This is a genomic window from Amycolatopsis sp. NPDC000009 (assembly GCF_055563465.1).
Genome location: NZ_JBVHDI010000019.1, coordinates 57,180 through 72,200, shown reverse-complemented (window position 1 = coordinate 72,200; position 15,021 = coordinate 57,180). Strand labels below are relative to the sequence as shown.

The window sequence follows — 15,021 nt, the reverse complement described above, 5'->3', positions numbered from 1 at the left end:
GGGGGGGGGCGGGGGGGGGGGGTGGGGCCCGGGCGGCGGCGGCGCCCGGGGCGCGCCGCCCCCCCCCCGCCCCCGGCCCCCCCCCCCCCCCCCGCCCCCCGCGGGGGGGGGGGCCCCCCCCCCCGCTTCGGTGGCAAGTAGGGTTGGAACACGAATCGCGAACCACGAGCGTCTGAGGGCCATGACCGCACAAGCCGAATCCGTGCCGGAGACCACCGATCAGCTGGTCGAGGTGTTGAAGGCGCTCGCCAACCCGATCCGGCTCCAGGTGCTCGGGTGGCTGCGCGAACCGGACCGGCACTTCCCGCCGGAGAACGCCATCGCCGACCAGAACGAGGTCGGGGTCTGCGTCAGCCATCTCCAGGCGAAGCTGGGGCTCGCGCAGTCCACGGTGTCGGCGTACATGGCGCTCTTGCAACGCGCCGGGCTCGTCCGGTCCACCCGGGTGGGCAAGTGGACGCACTATCGCCGTGACGAGCAGCGGATCGCGCAGCTCGTCGACCTGCTGGGACGTTCCATCTGACCCCGGCCGGGAATAACGTATCGAAAATCTGCGATACTTCGATACGTTGGACTCGACCTGAGGAGAGACAGATGGAACTGGGGCGTTTCGGGATCTGGACGTTCGACTTCGAGGATCAGCCCGCGAGCATGCTCCGGGATTCGGTACGAGAACTGGACGAACTCGGCTGGCCCGCGATCTGGATCCCGGAACGGGACGGCCGCGAAGCGCTGACCCACGCCGGATTCCTGCTCGCGTCCACCGAACGCATGGCCGTGGTCAACGGGATCGCGCGTATCGGCTCGCGTGGGGCGCGGTGGGCTCACGGCGCCGCGCTCCTGCTCGCCGACGCCTATCCGGGCAGGCACGTCCTCGGGCTCGGTTTCGGAGGCGCACAGCCCGGCGTCAAGCCGCTGGAGGCGATGAACGGCTACCTCGACGAACTCGACACGGTCACCAGCGCGAACCCGCTGCCCGCTCAGCCGATCCGGCGGCTGCTGGCGGCGTACGGGCCGAAGATGCTCGAGCTCGCCCGTGACCGGTCCGAGGGTGCGCACACCTACCACGTGCCGGTGTCGCATACCGCGCAGGCGAGGGAAGTGCTGGGGGAGAAGGCCTTCCTCGGCGTCGAGCACGCCGTGCTGTTCGAAACCGACCCGGGCGAAGCGCGTGCGATCGCCCGCGAGCATCTGCACGTCTACCTGACGTCGAAGTACAACGTGGCCAAGTATCTCCGCCTCGGCTACACCGAAGCCGACATCGACGGCGGCCGGGGCAGCGACCGGCTCGTCGACGACCTCGTGTTCTGGGGCGACCTCGAGACCGTCACCGCGAAACTGCACGGCCACCTCGACGCGGGTGCCGACCACGTCGGCGTCCAGGTCATCGGCGTCGAGCCCGGTGAATCGGCCATGCCGCACTGGCGGCGGCTGGCCTGCTCGCTGCTGCCGCGCTAGCGGACCTGGCCGGTCGGGCGGACCACGATCTCGTTGACGTCGACCGAGGGCGGTTGCTCCAGCGCGAAGAGCACCGCCCTCGCGATGTCGTCGGGGTCGAGTTTCGGCTTGGATTTCGAGTCCTCGGGGATCATCGAGGTGTCGACCAGGCCCGGCTGCACGACCGTGACCCGCACGCCGGTGCCGACGGCCTCCTCGCGGATGGACCCGGCGAGCCCGGTCACCGCCCATTTCGTCGCCGAATAGAGGTTCCCCGGCCGGTGGTAGCGCCCGGCGACCGAGCCGGTGAGCACGAGGTGCCCCTTCGATTCCGCCAGTGACGGAAGGGTCGCCCGCGCGGTGAGGGCGGTGCCGTAGACGTTCGTCAGCACCATGTCCCGCCACTGTTCAGGGTCCGCGCCGCCGTCGCCGAAGAACGAGACGACGACGCTTTGCCCCGCGTTGGCGAACACAGCGTCCAGCCTGCCGAAGGTGCTCTTCACCGTCTCGACGGCCGCGGACAGCGATGCCCACTCGGTGACGTCCGCCGCGACCGCGAGTGCCCTTTCCTCGCCAAGCTCGGCGACGAGCGGGAGCAGCGCCTCGCGGTCGCGGGAGAGCAACGCCAGCCGGAATCCGGCCACCGCGGCCCGGCGCGCGGTGGCCGCGCCGAGACCACGGGAAGCGCCGGTGATCAGCAGTACTCGATCGTTCATGCGTCCAAACTAGGCGGCGTGTAGCCGTCCCACTCCGGCACAGGTTCGCCGGCGAGGGAAGCGCCGAGCCGATCGAGGTAGAAGTGCCAGCCCTTGGCGATGTCGGAGGTGTCCCAATCGGGCTTGGGCATCCGGTGCACGAAGTCGAGCACCGTTCCCTCGCCGCGCGGAGTCAGGGTCAGCTCCACCCGCCAGGTCGGCTCGCCGGTGTTGTGCAGATCCATGACCAGCCGTTTCGGTGGATCGCATTCGCGGATGACGGCGGGACCCGGCTCGGAGCCTTCTTCGGCGGTCATCGACAACATGATGGTGTTGCCGACTCCGGTTTCGCCCGTCCAGGTGCCGATCCAGCGGGCCGTGCGCTCGGGATCGGTGAGCGCCGACCAGACGTCCTCGATGGGGTCCGGGTATTCGCGCCGGAGTTCGATCCGGGTCTCCTCGTTGTCCATGATGCGAAGATAACCGTAGGCTTAATTAAGCGTCAACTTATTCGTTGATCAGGACCAGTCGCCCGCGGAGTCCACCTTCCGCCAGGCGTTCGTGTGCTTTCACCACCTCGGCCAAGGGCAAGGTGTCGGCGACCCGGAGGGCGAGCGCACCGTTGTCGACCAGGGTCGCCAGCCCGGCGAGCGCCGCGCCGTCGGCGGCTATCCAGACGTGCTCGACCTTGATGCCCCGCAGCGGGATCGGGGCGGCTCCGGCCGCGAACACGACGAACCGGCCCCGGTTCGCCACCGCGTCCAACGCTTCGAGCCCGAGCAGTGCGGTGTCGAGTGCCGCGTCGACGCCGCCGGGGAACACCGCCCGCACGCGATCAGCGAGGAAATCACCACGTGGCACGAAAATCTCCGCGCCGAACCCGCGAACCAAGGTCTCGTCGGCCGCACCGGCGACCGCCACCACGCGAAAACCACGGGCCTTCGCCAGGGTGACCGCGTAGCCGCCGACGGCTCCCGCGGCGCCGGTCACCAGGACCGTCGCACCCGGTGGAAGGCCGAGCAGATCGAGGGCCTGGACCGTGGTGAGACCGTTCAGCGGCAAGGTCGCCGCCTCCGCGAGCGACACCGTCCGCGGGGCGGCGGCGATCGCGTCCGCGTCGAGGACGACGAAGTCGGCATAGGTGCCGAGCGCCGCCGACGGCCGGTCCTGAAGTGCGATCACACGGTCGCCCGGCGCGAATCCGGTGACACCGTCGCCCACGGCGTCGACCGTCCCGGCGACATCCCAGCCGAGTCCGAGTACTTCACGCGGCGGGACGATCCCCGCCTCGGTCAGGAAACCCGAACGGGTCGCGGCGTCGACCGGGTTGACCCCGGCCGCGGCCACCTTCACCCGCACTTGCCCGGCTCCCGGTACGGGCACCGGGACTTCGGCGAATTCCAGGACTTCCGGGCCGCCGAACCGGCGGACCACCACTGCGCGCATCGTTCTCCTCCAAGGGATCGTTCCCCGGCGAACGTATGGGGAGTTACTCTCCATCGGGAAGTACGCACCTCGAGGTGCCCAACCCACGCGGAGGTACGCGCACCGTGGTCACGCGCACGGCACAGGAACGCCGGGACGAACGGAAACGGGCCTACGACGCCTATCTCGCGGCCTGTCCCGCCCGGAAACTGCTCGACGAGGTCTCGGGCAAATGGGTCAGCCTCGTGCTGGTCGCCCTCGGCGACGGGCCGCAGCGCTACAGCGACCTCTCGCGCCGGATAGCCGGGGTCAGCCAGAAGATGCTCACGCAGACCCTGCGGACCCTGGAAAGGGACGGCCTGCTGACCCGCACGGTCACCGCCTGCGTGCCGGTCCGCGTGGACTACGAACTGACCGAACTCGGCCGGAGCCTCCGGCAGCTGCTGGCCGGGATCAAGGACTGGGCCGAGACCAGGTTCGACGAGGTCGAGTCCGCCAGGGATCGTTACGACGCGCGAACGGCGGCTCTCACCATCGGGTCGGACGGCGCGGGCTAGGGTAGCCGGGTGTCCACCGCACGCGCCGAACGTCTGGTCAACCTGGTTCTGGCCCTCCTGTCCACCCGGCAGTACCTCACCGCCGAGCGGATCCGGGGCATCGTGCCCGGGTACGCCGACGCGGCCAGCGACGAGGCGTATTTCCGCATGTTCGAGCGTGACAAGACCGAACTGCGCGAACTCGGCATCCCGCTGGAGACCGGCCGCAACTCCGCCTTCGACGCGATCGACGGCTACCGCATCGCGCGCCGCGACTACGAACTCGGCGAGATCGACCTCGCGCCCGACGAGGCCACCGCGGTCGGCCTCGCCGTCCGGCTCTGGGATTCCCCGGAACTGACCGGCGAGGCCCAGGGCGCGCTGGTGAAACTCCGCGCCGCCGGGGTCGAGGTCGACGACCACGCCCCGACCGTCGTCGAACCCCGCGTCCGCGCCGAACCGGCGTTCGGACCGCTGCTCGCCGCCGTCCAAGCCGGTCAGGCGGTGCGGTTCGAGTACCGCCGCAGCGGTTCGGCCGAACGCAAGATCCGCACCCTCGAACCGTGGGGCGTGGTGTCGTGGAAGGGCCGCTGGTACGTCGTCGGGCACGACAGGGACCGTGGCGCTCCCCGGTGTTTCCGACTTTCGCGCGTGACCGGGAAGGTCGACGCCTTCGGTGCGACCGGGGTGGTCGAACGCCCGGAAGGTGTCAACTTGCTGCGGATGGTGTCCGCCAGCAGCGGTGAGGACCCATCCGCGCCGACGACCGCCAGTGTCTGGGTCGCCGACGGCCGGGCCGCCGGGGTCCGCCGTCGTGGCCGGGTGGTCGGCCGCAGCGACGCCGGGGGAGAAGAAGGCGACCTCGTGGAGATCGAGCTGTACTACCCCGAATCCGCCGCGGACTGGCTCACCGCGCACGGGCCGGACGTCCTCGTCCTCGAACCGGAGGTGCTCGCGAAGTCGGTCTTCAGCCGTCTCGAAGCCGTCGCGCACGCCGGCGGTGCCCGATGAGCGCCACCGGGCGGATGCCGCGCCTGCTCGCGCTCGTGCCGTACCTGCTCGCCCGGCCCGGGATCAAGATCGACGACGCCGCGCACGACTTCGACGTCACACCCAAGCAGCTGCGCAAGGACCTCGAACTGCTGTGGATGTGCGGGCTGCCCGGCTACGGCCCCGGTGACCTGATCGACCTGTCCTTCGAGGGCGACACCATCGTCGTCACACACGACGCCGGGATGAACCGCCCGCTGCGGCTCACCGGCGGCGAGGCGACGGCCATGCTCGTCGCGCTGCGTGCGCTGGCCGAGACGCCCGGAGTGGTCGACGCCGACGCGGTCCGCCGCGCCATCGCGAAGATCGAGGCCGCCGCGGGGCAGGCGCAGCCGTCGGGGATCGTCGTCGGCGGAGGAGTGCGGGAAGGCAAGAAGACCGCCGGCACCCGCGAAGCCGTCCGGTCCGCACTCACCGCGAAACGCGCGTTGCGGATCCGGTACTACACCGCGTCGAAGGACGAGATCACCGAACGCACCGTCGATCCGATGCGGCTGCTCATCGTCCAGGCGGTCGGCTACCTCGAAGCGTGGTGCCGCCGCGCCGAGGACGTCCGGCTGTTCCGGCTCGACCGGATCGACGAGCTCACCGTGCTCGACGAACCCGCCGTCCCGCCGGCGCACGCGCGGCCCACTGACATTTCCGATGGTGTTTTCCGCCCGCGTCCCGATCAGCAGGAAGCCGTTCTCGTCCTCGACCCCGACGCACGCTGGGTAGCCGAGTACTACCCCTGCGAGGAGCTCGACGAGCTCGACGGTGGGCGGCTGCGCATCCGGATGCGGTACGCCGACGAGTCGTGGATGGTCCGGCTCATCCTGGGGCTGGGCGGAGACGCGCAGGTCGAAAGCCCGGTCGCGCTCGGAGAGGCTGTTCGTCGACGGGCGGCCGACGCGCTGGCCCGGGCTCGTCACCTAACGTCAACCTACGAGCAGTAGGGTGACGCCGTGTCGTACCTGCCGAGCATCGCGCTCGCCGTCGCCGGGCTGATCGTGCTCTTTGTTCTGCTAATCAAATTACGCAGAGTCTTGCGCGTACTCACCCATACGATGAGCATGGTGGCTACGAACACCCGAAAACGGACAGGGCTCCTTCGCGCCCGGTCGGCCGCGCTGCGCGTGGCGATCGCGCAACGACGTGGGCTCGAAGACCGGTAACATCACATACGAGAGACTCGAGAAGGAGGCCGCAAACGATGAACGCGCTGCAGCCGTGGCACATCATCATCCTGGTGCTCGTCGTTGTCCTGCTGTTCGGCGCCAAGAGGCTTCCCGACGCCGCGCGGTCCATCGGCAAGTCCATGAAGATCTTCAAGGCCGAGACCAAGGACATGGCCGGAGACAAGGACAAGGCCGCCGAGACCGAAGAGGTCGAGACCAAGCAGCTGCCGCAGGCCACCACGCCCGCGCCGCCGGCCGCGACCGCGCAGGACAAGCAGGTCGCCGACCTCCAGCGTCAGCTCGACGAGCTCAAGAAGCAGCAGGCCGCCGCGCCCGCTCCGGCCGAGCAGGCGCAGAAGAACGCCAGCTGAGCGCTCTTTAGTCAGCCAAGCGGAGCCTGTTCGCGGATGAGCGCGCCGAAGTCGCGGCGCGCTCACGGTGGACCCTGACGAGAACGGACTGTCCAGTGGCGGATTCCGCCTCCGGTGAGGAGCGCCGCGGTACCAAGCGGCGCAAGCGCAGCCGTCGGACCAATCCCGACGGCACGATGACGCTCATCGAGCACATCTACGAGTTCCGGCGCCGTCTGGGCTTCGCGCTGCTCGCCATCCTGGCGGGCGGGATCATCGGTTTCCTCTGGTTCCAGACCAGGGTGGGCCCGATCCCGTCGCTCGGCCAGATCATGACCGGCCCGTACTGCGGTATCCCGTACCAGCGCAGGCTCGGCGGGGAACTCAACGGTCCCTGCCAGCTGCTCCAGACGGTCCCGTTCGAAGCCTTCATGATCCAGCTGAAGGTGGGTCTCGCCGCTGGCGCGGTCCTGCTCGCGCCGCTGTGGCTCTACCAGATCTGGGCGTTCATCGCGCCCGGCCTCTACTCGAAGGAGCGCAAGTACGCGCTCACCTTCGTCTTCTTCGCGTCGATCCTCTTCGCCGCCGGCGCCGTCCTGGCGTACCTGCTCATCCCGCACGCACTCGAGCTGCTGATGAACTTCGGTGGCGACCAGTTCATCACCGCCCTCACCGGTGACAAGTACATCTCGTTCATCCTGTCGCTGCTGCTGATCTTCGGCGTCAGCTTCGAACTACCGCTGTTCGTGGTGATGCTGAACCGCGTCGGCGTCCTGAAGTACCAGACGCTGAAGAAGTGGCGCCGCGGCCTGATCATGGTCGTGTTCGTCTTCGCCGCGTTCGCGACGCCCGGTTCGGATCCGTTCTCGATGCTCGCCCTGGCCGGCGCGCTGGTGGTGCTCCTGGAGCTCTCCATCCAGATCGCGCGCTTCCACGACCGCAAGCTCGACAAGGAACGCGGCACCGAGGGCTGGGACCAGCTCGCCGACGACGAGGCCGCGCCGTTCGACTACACGCCGAGCACGATCGACGAGGAGCCGTCGGCCGCCACGAACGGCAAGCGCACCAGCACCGACGACGTCACCTGAGCCCGGGATGCACGCCGCACTGGCCGTCCACCCCGCCTCCGGTGACGGGGCCGCGGGGCGGCTGATGGAGTCGGTCGCGGCGCGGCTGCGACCCGTCGTGGACCGGCTCGACGTCCTCGTCGCCCATACGGTCGAGGAATCCCGCGCGCTGATGACCGACTCGCGCGCGGCCGGGCTGGACGTCCTCGTCGTCCTCGGGGGTGACGGCGCGGCGCATCAAGGCGTCCAATTCTGCGCCGAATCCGGCGTCGCGCTCGGGCTCGTGCCCGCGGGCACCGGCAACGACTTCGCCAGGGCGCTCGGGATCCCCGAACGCCCGCACGCCGCCGCGGATCTCGTCGCCAGGCGGATCGCGGAGGGGAAACGGCGGAGGATCGACCTCGGCCGGGCGGGCGGCGAATGGTTCGCCACGGTGCTGTGCTCGGGCTTCGACGCCCTGGTCACCGAACGAGCCAATCGGCTGACCTGGCCTCGCGGCCCGCGCCGCTACGACGTCGCGATCCTGGCCGAACTCGCCGCGTTCCGGCCCCGGCCGGTCGTGCTCCGCACGGACGTCGAGACACTCGAACTCGACGCCACCATGATCGCCGTCGGCAACACCCCGTTCTACGGCGGTGGCATGCCGATCTGTCCCGGCGCGGACCCCGGAGACGGCCTGTTCGACGTCACCGTCGTCGGCGAGGCGACCCGGCGGGACCTTCTTCGCATGCTGCCCGGAGTCCGGTCGGGAGACCACATCGCCCATCCGGCGGTGCGGGTCCTCAAAGCCAGTCAGATCCACTTGGCGGGAAGTGACCTGCCCGTGTACGCCGACGGCGAGCCGTTGGGCAGACTGCCGCTCGACGTCACCTGCGTCCCCAGCGCGCTCACCGTCGTCGGGTGAGCCCGGCGTAGTCGCCGGCGCGCCACACCTGCCCGCGGAACGTCGCGGCCGACATGAGTTCGCCGCCCGGGAAGAACACCCCGCCGCAGCGGTGGCAGAACCACGCCTGCCGCCAGTACTCGAGCGCGTCCGGGATGCCCCGCCGGATCCGCGCGTTGCGCCGCATCCGGAGCACGAACAGGACGGCGAACAAGGCGACCAGCGCGAAGGCGCCGACCGGGAAGATCGACGCCCCGACGTACTGCGCGGCCCTGCCGTCGGCGCTCGGCGCGACGTTCTCGTCCAGCACGTCGTTGGCGAAGGCGAGGAACACGAACGCGGGGATCAGCAGCACCAGCGCGAGCGCCAGGAAGCAGCCGCCGCCGCGGGGCACCGGATACGGGTTGAGCGACGCGGCGGTCGCGGTCACCGACACGCCGGTGTGCGCCGTCGCGGTGTAGACCACGCCGTCGCCGGCCGGGATGGCCGTCATGCCCCCTCGCACCCGGTGGGTCGTCTGCCCGCTCTGGAACACCGCCGGCACACTCTGCACCTGGTCGATCTGCGCGCATCGCGGGCAAGCGATCTCCATGGGGTCCCCTCTCGATCACGGATCCACCCCTTGGATGACGCGGGGGTGGCGGCCGTTCCCGAGATCGTCACACCGAGTGCGAACTGTCGGTGGGGTATGGAACCCTGACGAAGTGGTCAATAGCCCTTCTCAGACCCCGGCCGAGGCCTACACGGCCTCCCAGCGCCGCGCTCGATACCCCCAGCTGACCCGCTTCGCGGCGGAATCGTCGTTCGAATTCGACGACTTCCAGGTCCGCGGTTGCGAGGCGCTCGAAGACGGTCACGGCGTGCTCGTCTGCGCGCCCACCGGCGCCGGGAAGACCGTGGTCGGCGAGTTCGCGGTGCACCTCGCCCTCGCCGAGGGCCGGAAATGCTTCTACACGACGCCCATCAAGGCGTTGTCGAACCAGAAGTACGCCGACCTCGTCGGCCGCTACGGGCCCGACGCCGTCGGCCTGCTGACCGGCGACACCTCGATCAACGGCAACGCGCAGGTCGTGGTGATGACCACCGAGGTCCTCCGCAACATGCTGTACGCCGGGTCCTCGACCATCGGCGAGCTCGCGTACGTGGTGATGGACGAGGTCCACTACCTCGCCGACCGGTTCCGCGGCGCCGTCTGGGAAGAGGTCATCCTCCACCTGCCCGAACACGTCCGGGTCGTCGGCCTGTCGGCCACGGTGAGCAACGCCGAGGAGTTCGGCGAATGGCTCGTCGAGGTCCGCGGCGACACCACCGTCGTCGTCGACGAGCACCGTCCCGTGCCGCTGTGGCAGCACATGCTGGTCGGGAACCGGCTGATGGACCTGTTCGCCGGCCAGGAGGAACACGCGCCCGGCGCCGAATTGCGGATCAACCCCAGCCTGCTTCGCCGCACCGAGGAGATCGGCGGACGTTTCGCCCCGGCCGGGTTGCGCGGGCCGAGAGGGCGGCGAGGGGTGCCGTCGCGGATGCCGCGGTACCGGCCGCCGTCCCGCACCGACACGGTCGAGCGGCTGGATAACGCCGGCCTGCTCCCCGCCATCGTGTTCATCTTCTCCCGCGCCGGTTGCGACGCCGCCGTCGGCCAGTGCGTCCGCTCGGGCCTCCGGCTCAACGGTCCCGAAGAGGTGGAGAAGGTCCGCCGCATCGTCGCCGAGCGGACCAAGGACCTCCCCGAAGGCGACCTCGGCGTCCTCGGTTTCTGGGAATGGCGTGAGGCGCTCGAACGCGGTATCGCCGGGCACCACGCCGGGCTGCTCCCGGCGTTCAAGGAGACCGTCGAAGAGCTGTTCGTCCAGGGCCTGGTGAAGGTCGTCTTCGCCACCGAGACACTCGCGCTCGGCATCAACATGCCCGCGCGCACCGTCGTGCTCGAGCGGCTGGTGAAGTACAACGGCGAGGCGCACGTCGACCTGACACCGGGGGAGTACACGCAGCTCACCGGGCGGGCCGGTCGGCGCGGCATCGACGTCGAAGGCCACGCGGTCGTCGCCTGGCAGCCGGGGATCGACCCGAAGCAGGTCGGCGGTCTGGCCTCGACCAGGACGTATCCGCTGCGGTCGTCCTTCCGGCCCGGGTACAACATGGCGGTGAACCTGGTCGCCCAGGTCGGCGCGGAAGAGGCCCGTGACCTGCTGGAACAGTCGTTCGCGCAGTTCCAGGCCGACCGGTCGGTGGTCGGGACGGCGCGGCGGATCGAGCGGAACAAGGAGGCCCTGCGGGGCTACACCTCGGCCATCACCGGCGATTTCGACCAGATGCTGGAGTACGTCGAGCTGCGGGCGAAGATCTCCGCCCGGGAGAAGGCGCTCTCCCGGCAGAACACCTCCGCCCGCCGTGCGGGAACCGCCGAATCGCTGGAGAAGCTCCGCAAGGGAGACGTCATCGCCGTGCCCGCCGGGCGGCGCGCCGGGCTGGCGGTCGTCGTCGACCCGGGGCTCGACCCGATCCGGGAACCGCGGCCCGTGGTGGTCACCGAGGACCGCTGGTCCGGGCCGCTCTCGGTCTCCGACTTCCCTTCGCCGGTCGAGGCGCTGGGGAACATCAAGCTGCCGAAGCACATCGAGCTGCGCTCGCCCAAGACCCGGCGGGACATCGCTTCGAGCCTGCGCAACGCGGGAATCTCCTTGCCCGGCAGGCAAAAGCGGCGCGCCGGGGCCAACGAGGACGGTGAGCTGGCCGCGCTGCGGCGGGCGCTGCGCGCGCATCCGTGCCACGGCCTCGCCGAACGCGAGGCGAACCTGCGCTGGGTCGAGCGGTACCAACGGCTCACGGCCGAGACCGAGCAGCTGGAACGCAAGGTCGCCGCGACCACGCACTCGCTCGCGCGCGCCTTCGACCGCATCCTGCGGCTGCTCGGCGAGCGCGGGTACCTCGGCCCCGAGTCGAAGGGTGACGGCGAGGATCGCGTCACCGAACACGGCAAGCGGCTCACCCGGCTCTACAGCGAGTCCGATCTGCTCGCCGCGGAGTGCATCCGGCACGGCGTCTGGAAGGGCCTGGCGCCCGCCGAGCTCGCCGCCGTCGTCTCGACGCTGGTCTTCGAGGCACGCCGGGACACCGCGGGCGAGCCGCGCCTGCCCGCGGGCAAGGTGCTCGACGCGTGGCAGGCGACCACGCGGCTGTGGATGGAGCTCACCGAGGACGAGCGGCGCCACAAACTGGACCGGACCCGCGAACCCGACGCCGGTTTCGCCTGGCCCGTCTACCGATGGGCGCGCGGCGAGTCGCTGGAGAAGGTCCTCACCGCCGCCGAGGCGAACGGGCAGGAGCTGTCGGCCGGTGACTTCGTGCGGTGGTCGCGGCAGGTCATCGACCTGCTGGACCAGATCCGCGACGTCCTCGGGAAGGCGGATCCGGTCGGAGCGGCGGCCTCGGACGCGGTGAAGGCCTTGCGGCGCGGAGTCGTGGCGGCCGGCGGCGCGTGACCGCCCTCGTGACTTCCTGGTCTGGTGGTGGCTGAAGGCACCCGACGCCTTGGGCCCACGAGGAGACTGGACCGGCGAGACGACCATGGCTCGGGCCGGTAGTGGGCGTGACGGTTTCGTGTGACTGAACGGACGACACACGTGCCTGGATGGACGACACGCGTGATCAGACGGACGACACGCGGCGCGGTCGTGTCGTCCGTCCAGTCACGCGTGTCGTCCGCCGGATCACGCGTGTCGTCCGGTCGGTCACGTGACATCGCCGGTTGGGTCTCGTGAGTGGTAAGGACGGTTAGAACCGTCCTTACCACTCACGAGGCGTTGGGCTGACCGGCGGAGTACCCTGCCGCCGGTGTGAGCACGGTCGCGGCGAGTTGCCCGACACCGGCCGGGAACAGTGGGCAGGGGCGCCGACCTGTGGTTGGATCGCCCACGACGGCCATGCAGGTCGGCCGGTGACGATGGCGGAACAGGCGGAGGCGAACGATGAGCACGCCGTATGGCGGCAACGACCCGCAGCAGCAGCCCCAATGGGGGCAGCAGCCGGGCTACGGGCAACAGCCGGGCGGCGCTCAACCGCCGAGCGGCCCGCAGCAGCAACCGCAGTGGGGTCAGCAGCCGCAGTACGACCCGTCGCAGACCCAGCAGCAACAGCCGCAGTGGGGCCAGCAGCCAGCGCCGTACGACCCGTCCCAGCAGCAGCCGGGATACCCGCAGCAGCAGGACCCGTCGCAGACGCAGCAACAGCAGCCGCAGTGGGGCCAGCAACCGCAGTACGGCCAGCAGCCGGGGTATCCGCAGAGCGGGCCCCAGCAGCAGCCCGGTTACCCGCAGAGCGGCCCGCAGCAGCAGCCGCAGTACGGCCAGCAGCCCGGCCAGTACGACTACGGCCAGAGCCAGTTCCCGGGCACCCAGGGCGAGGCACAGGACAAGCCGAAGTCCAAGAAGGGCCTGTTCATCGGGATCGGCGCGCTCGTGGTGATCATCGCCGCGGTCGGCATCCTCGGCTTCGTCACGCCGGGCTGGTTCAACACCCAGGTGTTCAACAACACGCAGATGCAGACCGACGTGCAGAAGTTGCTCACCGAGACCTACGGGATCAAGGAGATCAGCGCGGTCACCTGCCCCTCCGGCCAGGAGGTCAAGGACGGCGTGAAGTTCACCTGCACCGCCACGATCGAGGGCAAGCCGCAGGAGGTGCCGATCACCGTGAAGGGTGACACCGGCAACTACGAGGTCTCGCCGCCCGCCACCAAATAAACGGCGGGCGCCGGACGCGGTCGATCCTGCATGATCGGGTCATGAGCGACTTCTCAGTGCGGCGGCTGCGGTCCGACGAGGAACGGGCCGCGACCGACTTGTTCCGGCGCGCCTTGCACGCCAAGGAGATGACCGACGAGGAATGGTCGGCCATCGCGCCGTCGATGCAGCCGGATCGCGGGTTCGGCGCGTTCGACCAGGAGCTGATCGGCACCCTCCGGTCCTTCGATTCGGAGGTGACGCTGCCCGGCGGCGGCACCACGCCGCTCGCCGCGGTCAGCCTGGTGGGCGTCCGCGCCGACCGGACCCGCCGCGGCGTGCTGACCGGCTTGATGCGCGCTCAGTTCGAGGATTTCGCCGCCCGAGGCGTTCCCGCGGCGATGCTGCACGCGTCCGAAGGCGCCATCTACGGCAGGTTCGGGTACGGCGTCGCCGTGCGGGCGAAGTCGATCGAGGTCGACAGGCACCGTGCCCGCTTCCGGCCCGAAGCGCCCGCAGGCGGTGAGATCTCCTTGCTGGATCTGGAAAGTACCGTCGAGCAATGGCCTTCGCTCTTCGACGCGCTTCCACGCACCCGGCCGGGGATGATCGCGCGGAGCCCGCATCTGTGGCCGGGCTACGAACGGGAACTGCGCAGGGCGACCACCCCGGCCACGACCGCGGTGCACCGTGGTCAGGACGGGGTCGACGGCTACGTCACCTACACCGTCGAGAGGGCGAATTTCGGCTCTCAGGCGACCCTGAAGATCCAGTCCTTCCACTACGCGAGTCCTGACGCGTTCGCGGGTTTGTGGCGCTACCTGGTGTCCGTGGACCTGGTCGACCGCATCGCCGCCGAGAAGCGGCCGCTCGACGAGCCGGTCGAGTTGCTGTTCACCGACCCGCGGCACGTGACCGTGCAGAAGATCCAGGACGAAGGCTGGCTCCGGCTGGTCGACGTCGCGAGGATGCTCGACGCGCGCACGTACCTGGGCGAGCCGGTCGTCATCGAGGTCACGGATCCCTTCCTGGACCACAACTCCGGCCGCTACCGCCTCTCCGGGGACGGCGCCGTCCGCACCACCGACCCGGCGGATCTCGAACTGCACGCCGACACCCTGTCGATGGTGTACCTCGGCGGCTGGCGCCCGTCGGATCTCGCCGCCGCCGGCCGCGTCCGTGCCACCGGCGCGGCCGCACTGGAACGCGCGGACCTGCTGTTCGGCACGCGGGTCGATCCCTGGTGCGGTACCTTCTTCTGACGTTGGATGATCACACCGGTGGGGGTGGAGAAGCTTGAGCAGGCGAGCCGTCGCGACGGTCGGTCTGTGTTGTGCCGCTTTCGCGACGCTGGCGGCGTGTTCGGACACCCCGGCGCCCGCACCGGCGACGAAGACCGTCACGGTCCCGCCGACGACGAGCGCTTCGCCCGGGACGTCGGGCGGGTCGTCCTCCGCCGCTCCGGGCAGAGTCTTCGACCCGCGGACCATGCAGGCGGACGTGCGGAAGATCCTGACCGAGACCTATCAGGTGAGAGAAGTAGGCGACGTGCTCTGCCCGGCGAACCAGACGGTCAAGGATGGCAGCACGTTCACCTGCACAGTCCAGATCGGCGGAGAGGGCAAGACCGTGACGATCACCGTCACCGGGGACGACGGCCGCTACGAAGTCGGCGCGCCCGCCTGAAAAACGGGTTGGGT

General features: G+C 70.0%; 17 protein-coding genes. 13 read left to right on the top strand and 4 right to left on the bottom strand.

Features of this window, described 5'->3' with window-relative positions; translation table 11 throughout:
* Positions 1–181: 181 nt before the first annotated feature.
* Both ACZ3HL_RS35000 and ACZ3HL_RS34995 read left to right on the top strand, forming a co-directional pair.
* A complete protein-coding gene (locus ACZ3HL_RS35000) occupies positions 182–523 on the top strand; it encodes an ArsR/SmtB family transcription factor (RefSeq protein ID WP_465535593.1) in 342 nt (113 codons plus the stop codon).
* 71 nt (positions 524–594) lie between these two features.
* Positions 595–1,458, top strand: a complete 864-nt coding sequence (locus ACZ3HL_RS34995; RefSeq protein ID WP_465535591.1) for a TIGR03620 family F420-dependent LLM class oxidoreductase — start codon at positions 595–597, stop codon at positions 1,456–1,458.
* Here ACZ3HL_RS34995 and ACZ3HL_RS34990 read toward each other — a convergent pair.
* Genes ACZ3HL_RS34990 through ACZ3HL_RS34980 form a run of 3 tightly spaced genes read right to left on the bottom strand, consistent with a single transcriptional unit; the run spans position 1,455 to position 3,578 of the window.
* Positions 1,455–2,153: an SDR family oxidoreductase gene (locus ACZ3HL_RS34990; RefSeq protein WP_465535590.1), complete on the bottom strand. Its 699-nt coding sequence runs from the start codon at positions 2,151–2,153 to the stop codon at positions 1,455–1,457. The two genes, ACZ3HL_RS34995 and ACZ3HL_RS34990, sit on opposite strands and share 4 nt — an antisense overlap.
* Positions 2,150–2,602: an SRPBCC family protein gene (locus ACZ3HL_RS34985; RefSeq protein ID WP_465535588.1), complete on the bottom strand. Its 453-nt coding sequence runs from the start codon at positions 2,600–2,602 to the stop codon at positions 2,150–2,152. Before ACZ3HL_RS34985 ends, ACZ3HL_RS34990 begins: the two co-directional genes overlap by 4 nt.
* A 37-nt stretch (positions 2,603–2,639) precedes the next feature.
* A complete protein-coding gene (locus ACZ3HL_RS34980; RefSeq protein ID WP_465535586.1) occupies positions 2,640–3,578 on the bottom strand; it encodes an NADP-dependent oxidoreductase in 939 nt (312 codons plus the stop codon).
* A gap of 104 nt (positions 3,579–3,682) precedes the next feature.
* Between ACZ3HL_RS34980 and ACZ3HL_RS34975 the strand changes: the two genes are divergently transcribed.
* From ACZ3HL_RS34975 to ACZ3HL_RS34945, 7 genes are all read left to right on the top strand, one after another.
* Positions 3,683–4,114 carry a winged helix-turn-helix transcriptional regulator gene (locus tag ACZ3HL_RS34975; RefSeq protein WP_465535584.1) on the top strand — a complete coding sequence of 144 codons (432 nt, stop codon included), beginning with the start codon at positions 3,683–3,685 and terminating at the stop codon, positions 4,112–4,114.
* 9 nt (positions 4,115–4,123) lie between these two features.
* The gene (locus tag ACZ3HL_RS34970; protein WP_465535582.1) at positions 4,124–5,104 is read left to right on the top strand and encodes a helix-turn-helix transcriptional regulator; all 981 of its coding nucleotides are present in this window, start codon (positions 4,124–4,126) and stop codon (positions 5,102–5,104) included.
* Positions 5,101–6,078, top strand: coding sequence for a helix-turn-helix transcriptional regulator (locus ACZ3HL_RS34965; protein ID WP_465535581.1), 978 nt, complete (start codon positions 5,101–5,103; stop codon positions 6,076–6,078). Before ACZ3HL_RS34970 ends, ACZ3HL_RS34965 begins: the two co-directional genes overlap by 4 nt.
* A 9-nt stretch (positions 6,079–6,087) precedes the next feature.
* Positions 6,088–6,297, top strand: coding sequence for a bacteriophage holin (locus ACZ3HL_RS34960; protein WP_219152056.1), 210 nt, complete (start codon positions 6,088–6,090; stop codon positions 6,295–6,297).
* A 38-nt stretch (positions 6,298–6,335) separates the two neighbouring features.
* Complete coding sequence (gene tatA / locus ACZ3HL_RS34955) at positions 6,336–6,671, top strand: Sec-independent protein translocase subunit TatA (RefSeq protein WP_465419385.1); 336 nt, start codon at positions 6,336–6,338, stop codon at positions 6,669–6,671.
* Between the two features lie 95 nt (positions 6,672–6,766).
* Positions 6,767–7,738: a twin-arginine translocase subunit TatC gene (gene tatC, locus ACZ3HL_RS34950; RefSeq protein ID WP_465535579.1), complete on the top strand. Its 972-nt coding sequence runs from the start codon at positions 6,767–6,769 to the stop codon at positions 7,736–7,738.
* A gap of 7 nt (positions 7,739–7,745) precedes the next feature.
* Positions 7,746–8,621, top strand: a complete 876-nt coding sequence (locus tag ACZ3HL_RS34945) for a diacylglycerol/lipid kinase family protein (protein ID WP_465535578.1) — start codon at positions 7,746–7,748, stop codon at positions 8,619–8,621.
* On the opposite strand, the gene ACZ3HL_RS34940 is transcribed toward ACZ3HL_RS34945, so the two are convergent.
* A complete protein-coding gene (locus tag ACZ3HL_RS34940) occupies positions 8,605–9,192 on the bottom strand; it encodes a hypothetical protein (protein ID WP_465535577.1) in 588 nt (195 codons plus the stop codon). The two genes, ACZ3HL_RS34945 and ACZ3HL_RS34940, sit on opposite strands and share 17 nt — an antisense overlap.
* Before the next feature lie 112 nt (positions 9,193–9,304).
* Between ACZ3HL_RS34940 and ACZ3HL_RS34935 the strand changes: the two genes are divergently transcribed.
* The 4 genes from ACZ3HL_RS34935 to ACZ3HL_RS34920 all read left to right on the top strand — a co-directional run bounded on the left by ACZ3HL_RS34935 (position 9,305) and on the right by ACZ3HL_RS34920 (position 15,007).
* Positions 9,305–12,082: a DEAD/DEAH box helicase gene (locus ACZ3HL_RS34935; protein WP_465535576.1), complete on the top strand. Its 2,778-nt coding sequence runs from the start codon at positions 9,305–9,307 to the stop codon at positions 12,080–12,082.
* A 486-nt stretch (positions 12,083–12,568) separates the two neighbouring features.
* Complete coding sequence (locus ACZ3HL_RS34930) at positions 12,569–13,342, top strand: DUF4333 domain-containing protein (protein ID WP_465535575.1); 774 nt, start codon at positions 12,569–12,571, stop codon at positions 13,340–13,342.
* 41 nt (positions 13,343–13,383) lie between these two features.
* Positions 13,384–14,583: a GNAT family N-acetyltransferase gene (locus ACZ3HL_RS34925; RefSeq protein ID WP_465535573.1), complete on the top strand. Its 1,200-nt coding sequence runs from the start codon at positions 13,384–13,386 to the stop codon at positions 14,581–14,583.
* A gap of 34 nt (positions 14,584–14,617) precedes the next feature.
* The gene (locus ACZ3HL_RS34920) at positions 14,618–15,007 is read left to right on the top strand and encodes a DUF4333 domain-containing protein (protein ID WP_465535571.1); all 390 of its coding nucleotides are present in this window, start codon (positions 14,618–14,620) and stop codon (positions 15,005–15,007) included.
* The last annotated feature ends 14 nt before the right edge of the window (positions 15,008–15,021 follow it).

Excerpts from the sequence above, each read along its gene's own strand:
- ACZ3HL_RS35000 (WP_465535593.1), top strand. The coding sequence starts at position 182 with ATGACCGCACAAGCCGAATCCGTGCCGGAGACCACCGATCAGCTGGTC.
- ACZ3HL_RS34945 (WP_465535578.1), top strand. The coding sequence starts at position 7,746 with ATGCACGCCGCACTGGCCGTCCACCCCGCCTCCGGTGACGGGGCCGCG.
- ACZ3HL_RS34940 (WP_465535577.1), bottom strand. The coding sequence starts at position 9,192 with ATGGAGATCGCTTGCCCGCGATGCGCGCAGATCGACCAGGTGCAGAGT.
- ACZ3HL_RS34980 (WP_465535586.1), bottom strand. The coding sequence starts at position 3,578 with ATGCGCGCAGTGGTGGTCCGCCGGTTCGGCGGCCCGGAAGTCCTGGAA.
- tatA (WP_465419385.1), top strand. The coding sequence starts at position 6,336 with ATGAACGCGCTGCAGCCGTGGCACATCATCATCCTGGTGCTCGTCGTT.
- ACZ3HL_RS34985 (WP_465535588.1), bottom strand. The coding sequence starts at position 2,602 with ATGGACAACGAGGAGACCCGGATCGAACTCCGGCGCGAATACCCGGAC.
- ACZ3HL_RS34925 (WP_465535573.1), top strand. The coding sequence starts at position 13,384 with ATGAGCGACTTCTCAGTGCGGCGGCTGCGGTCCGACGAGGAACGGGCC.
- ACZ3HL_RS34965 (WP_465535581.1), top strand. The coding sequence starts at position 5,101 with ATGAGCGCCACCGGGCGGATGCCGCGCCTGCTCGCGCTCGTGCCGTAC.
- ACZ3HL_RS34990 (WP_465535590.1), bottom strand. The coding sequence starts at position 2,153 with ATGAACGATCGAGTACTGCTGATCACCGGCGCTTCCCGTGGTCTCGGC.
- ACZ3HL_RS34930 (WP_465535575.1), top strand. The coding sequence starts at position 12,569 with ATGAGCACGCCGTATGGCGGCAACGACCCGCAGCAGCAGCCCCAATGG.
- ACZ3HL_RS34995 (WP_465535591.1), top strand. The coding sequence starts at position 595 with ATGGAACTGGGGCGTTTCGGGATCTGGACGTTCGACTTCGAGGATCAG.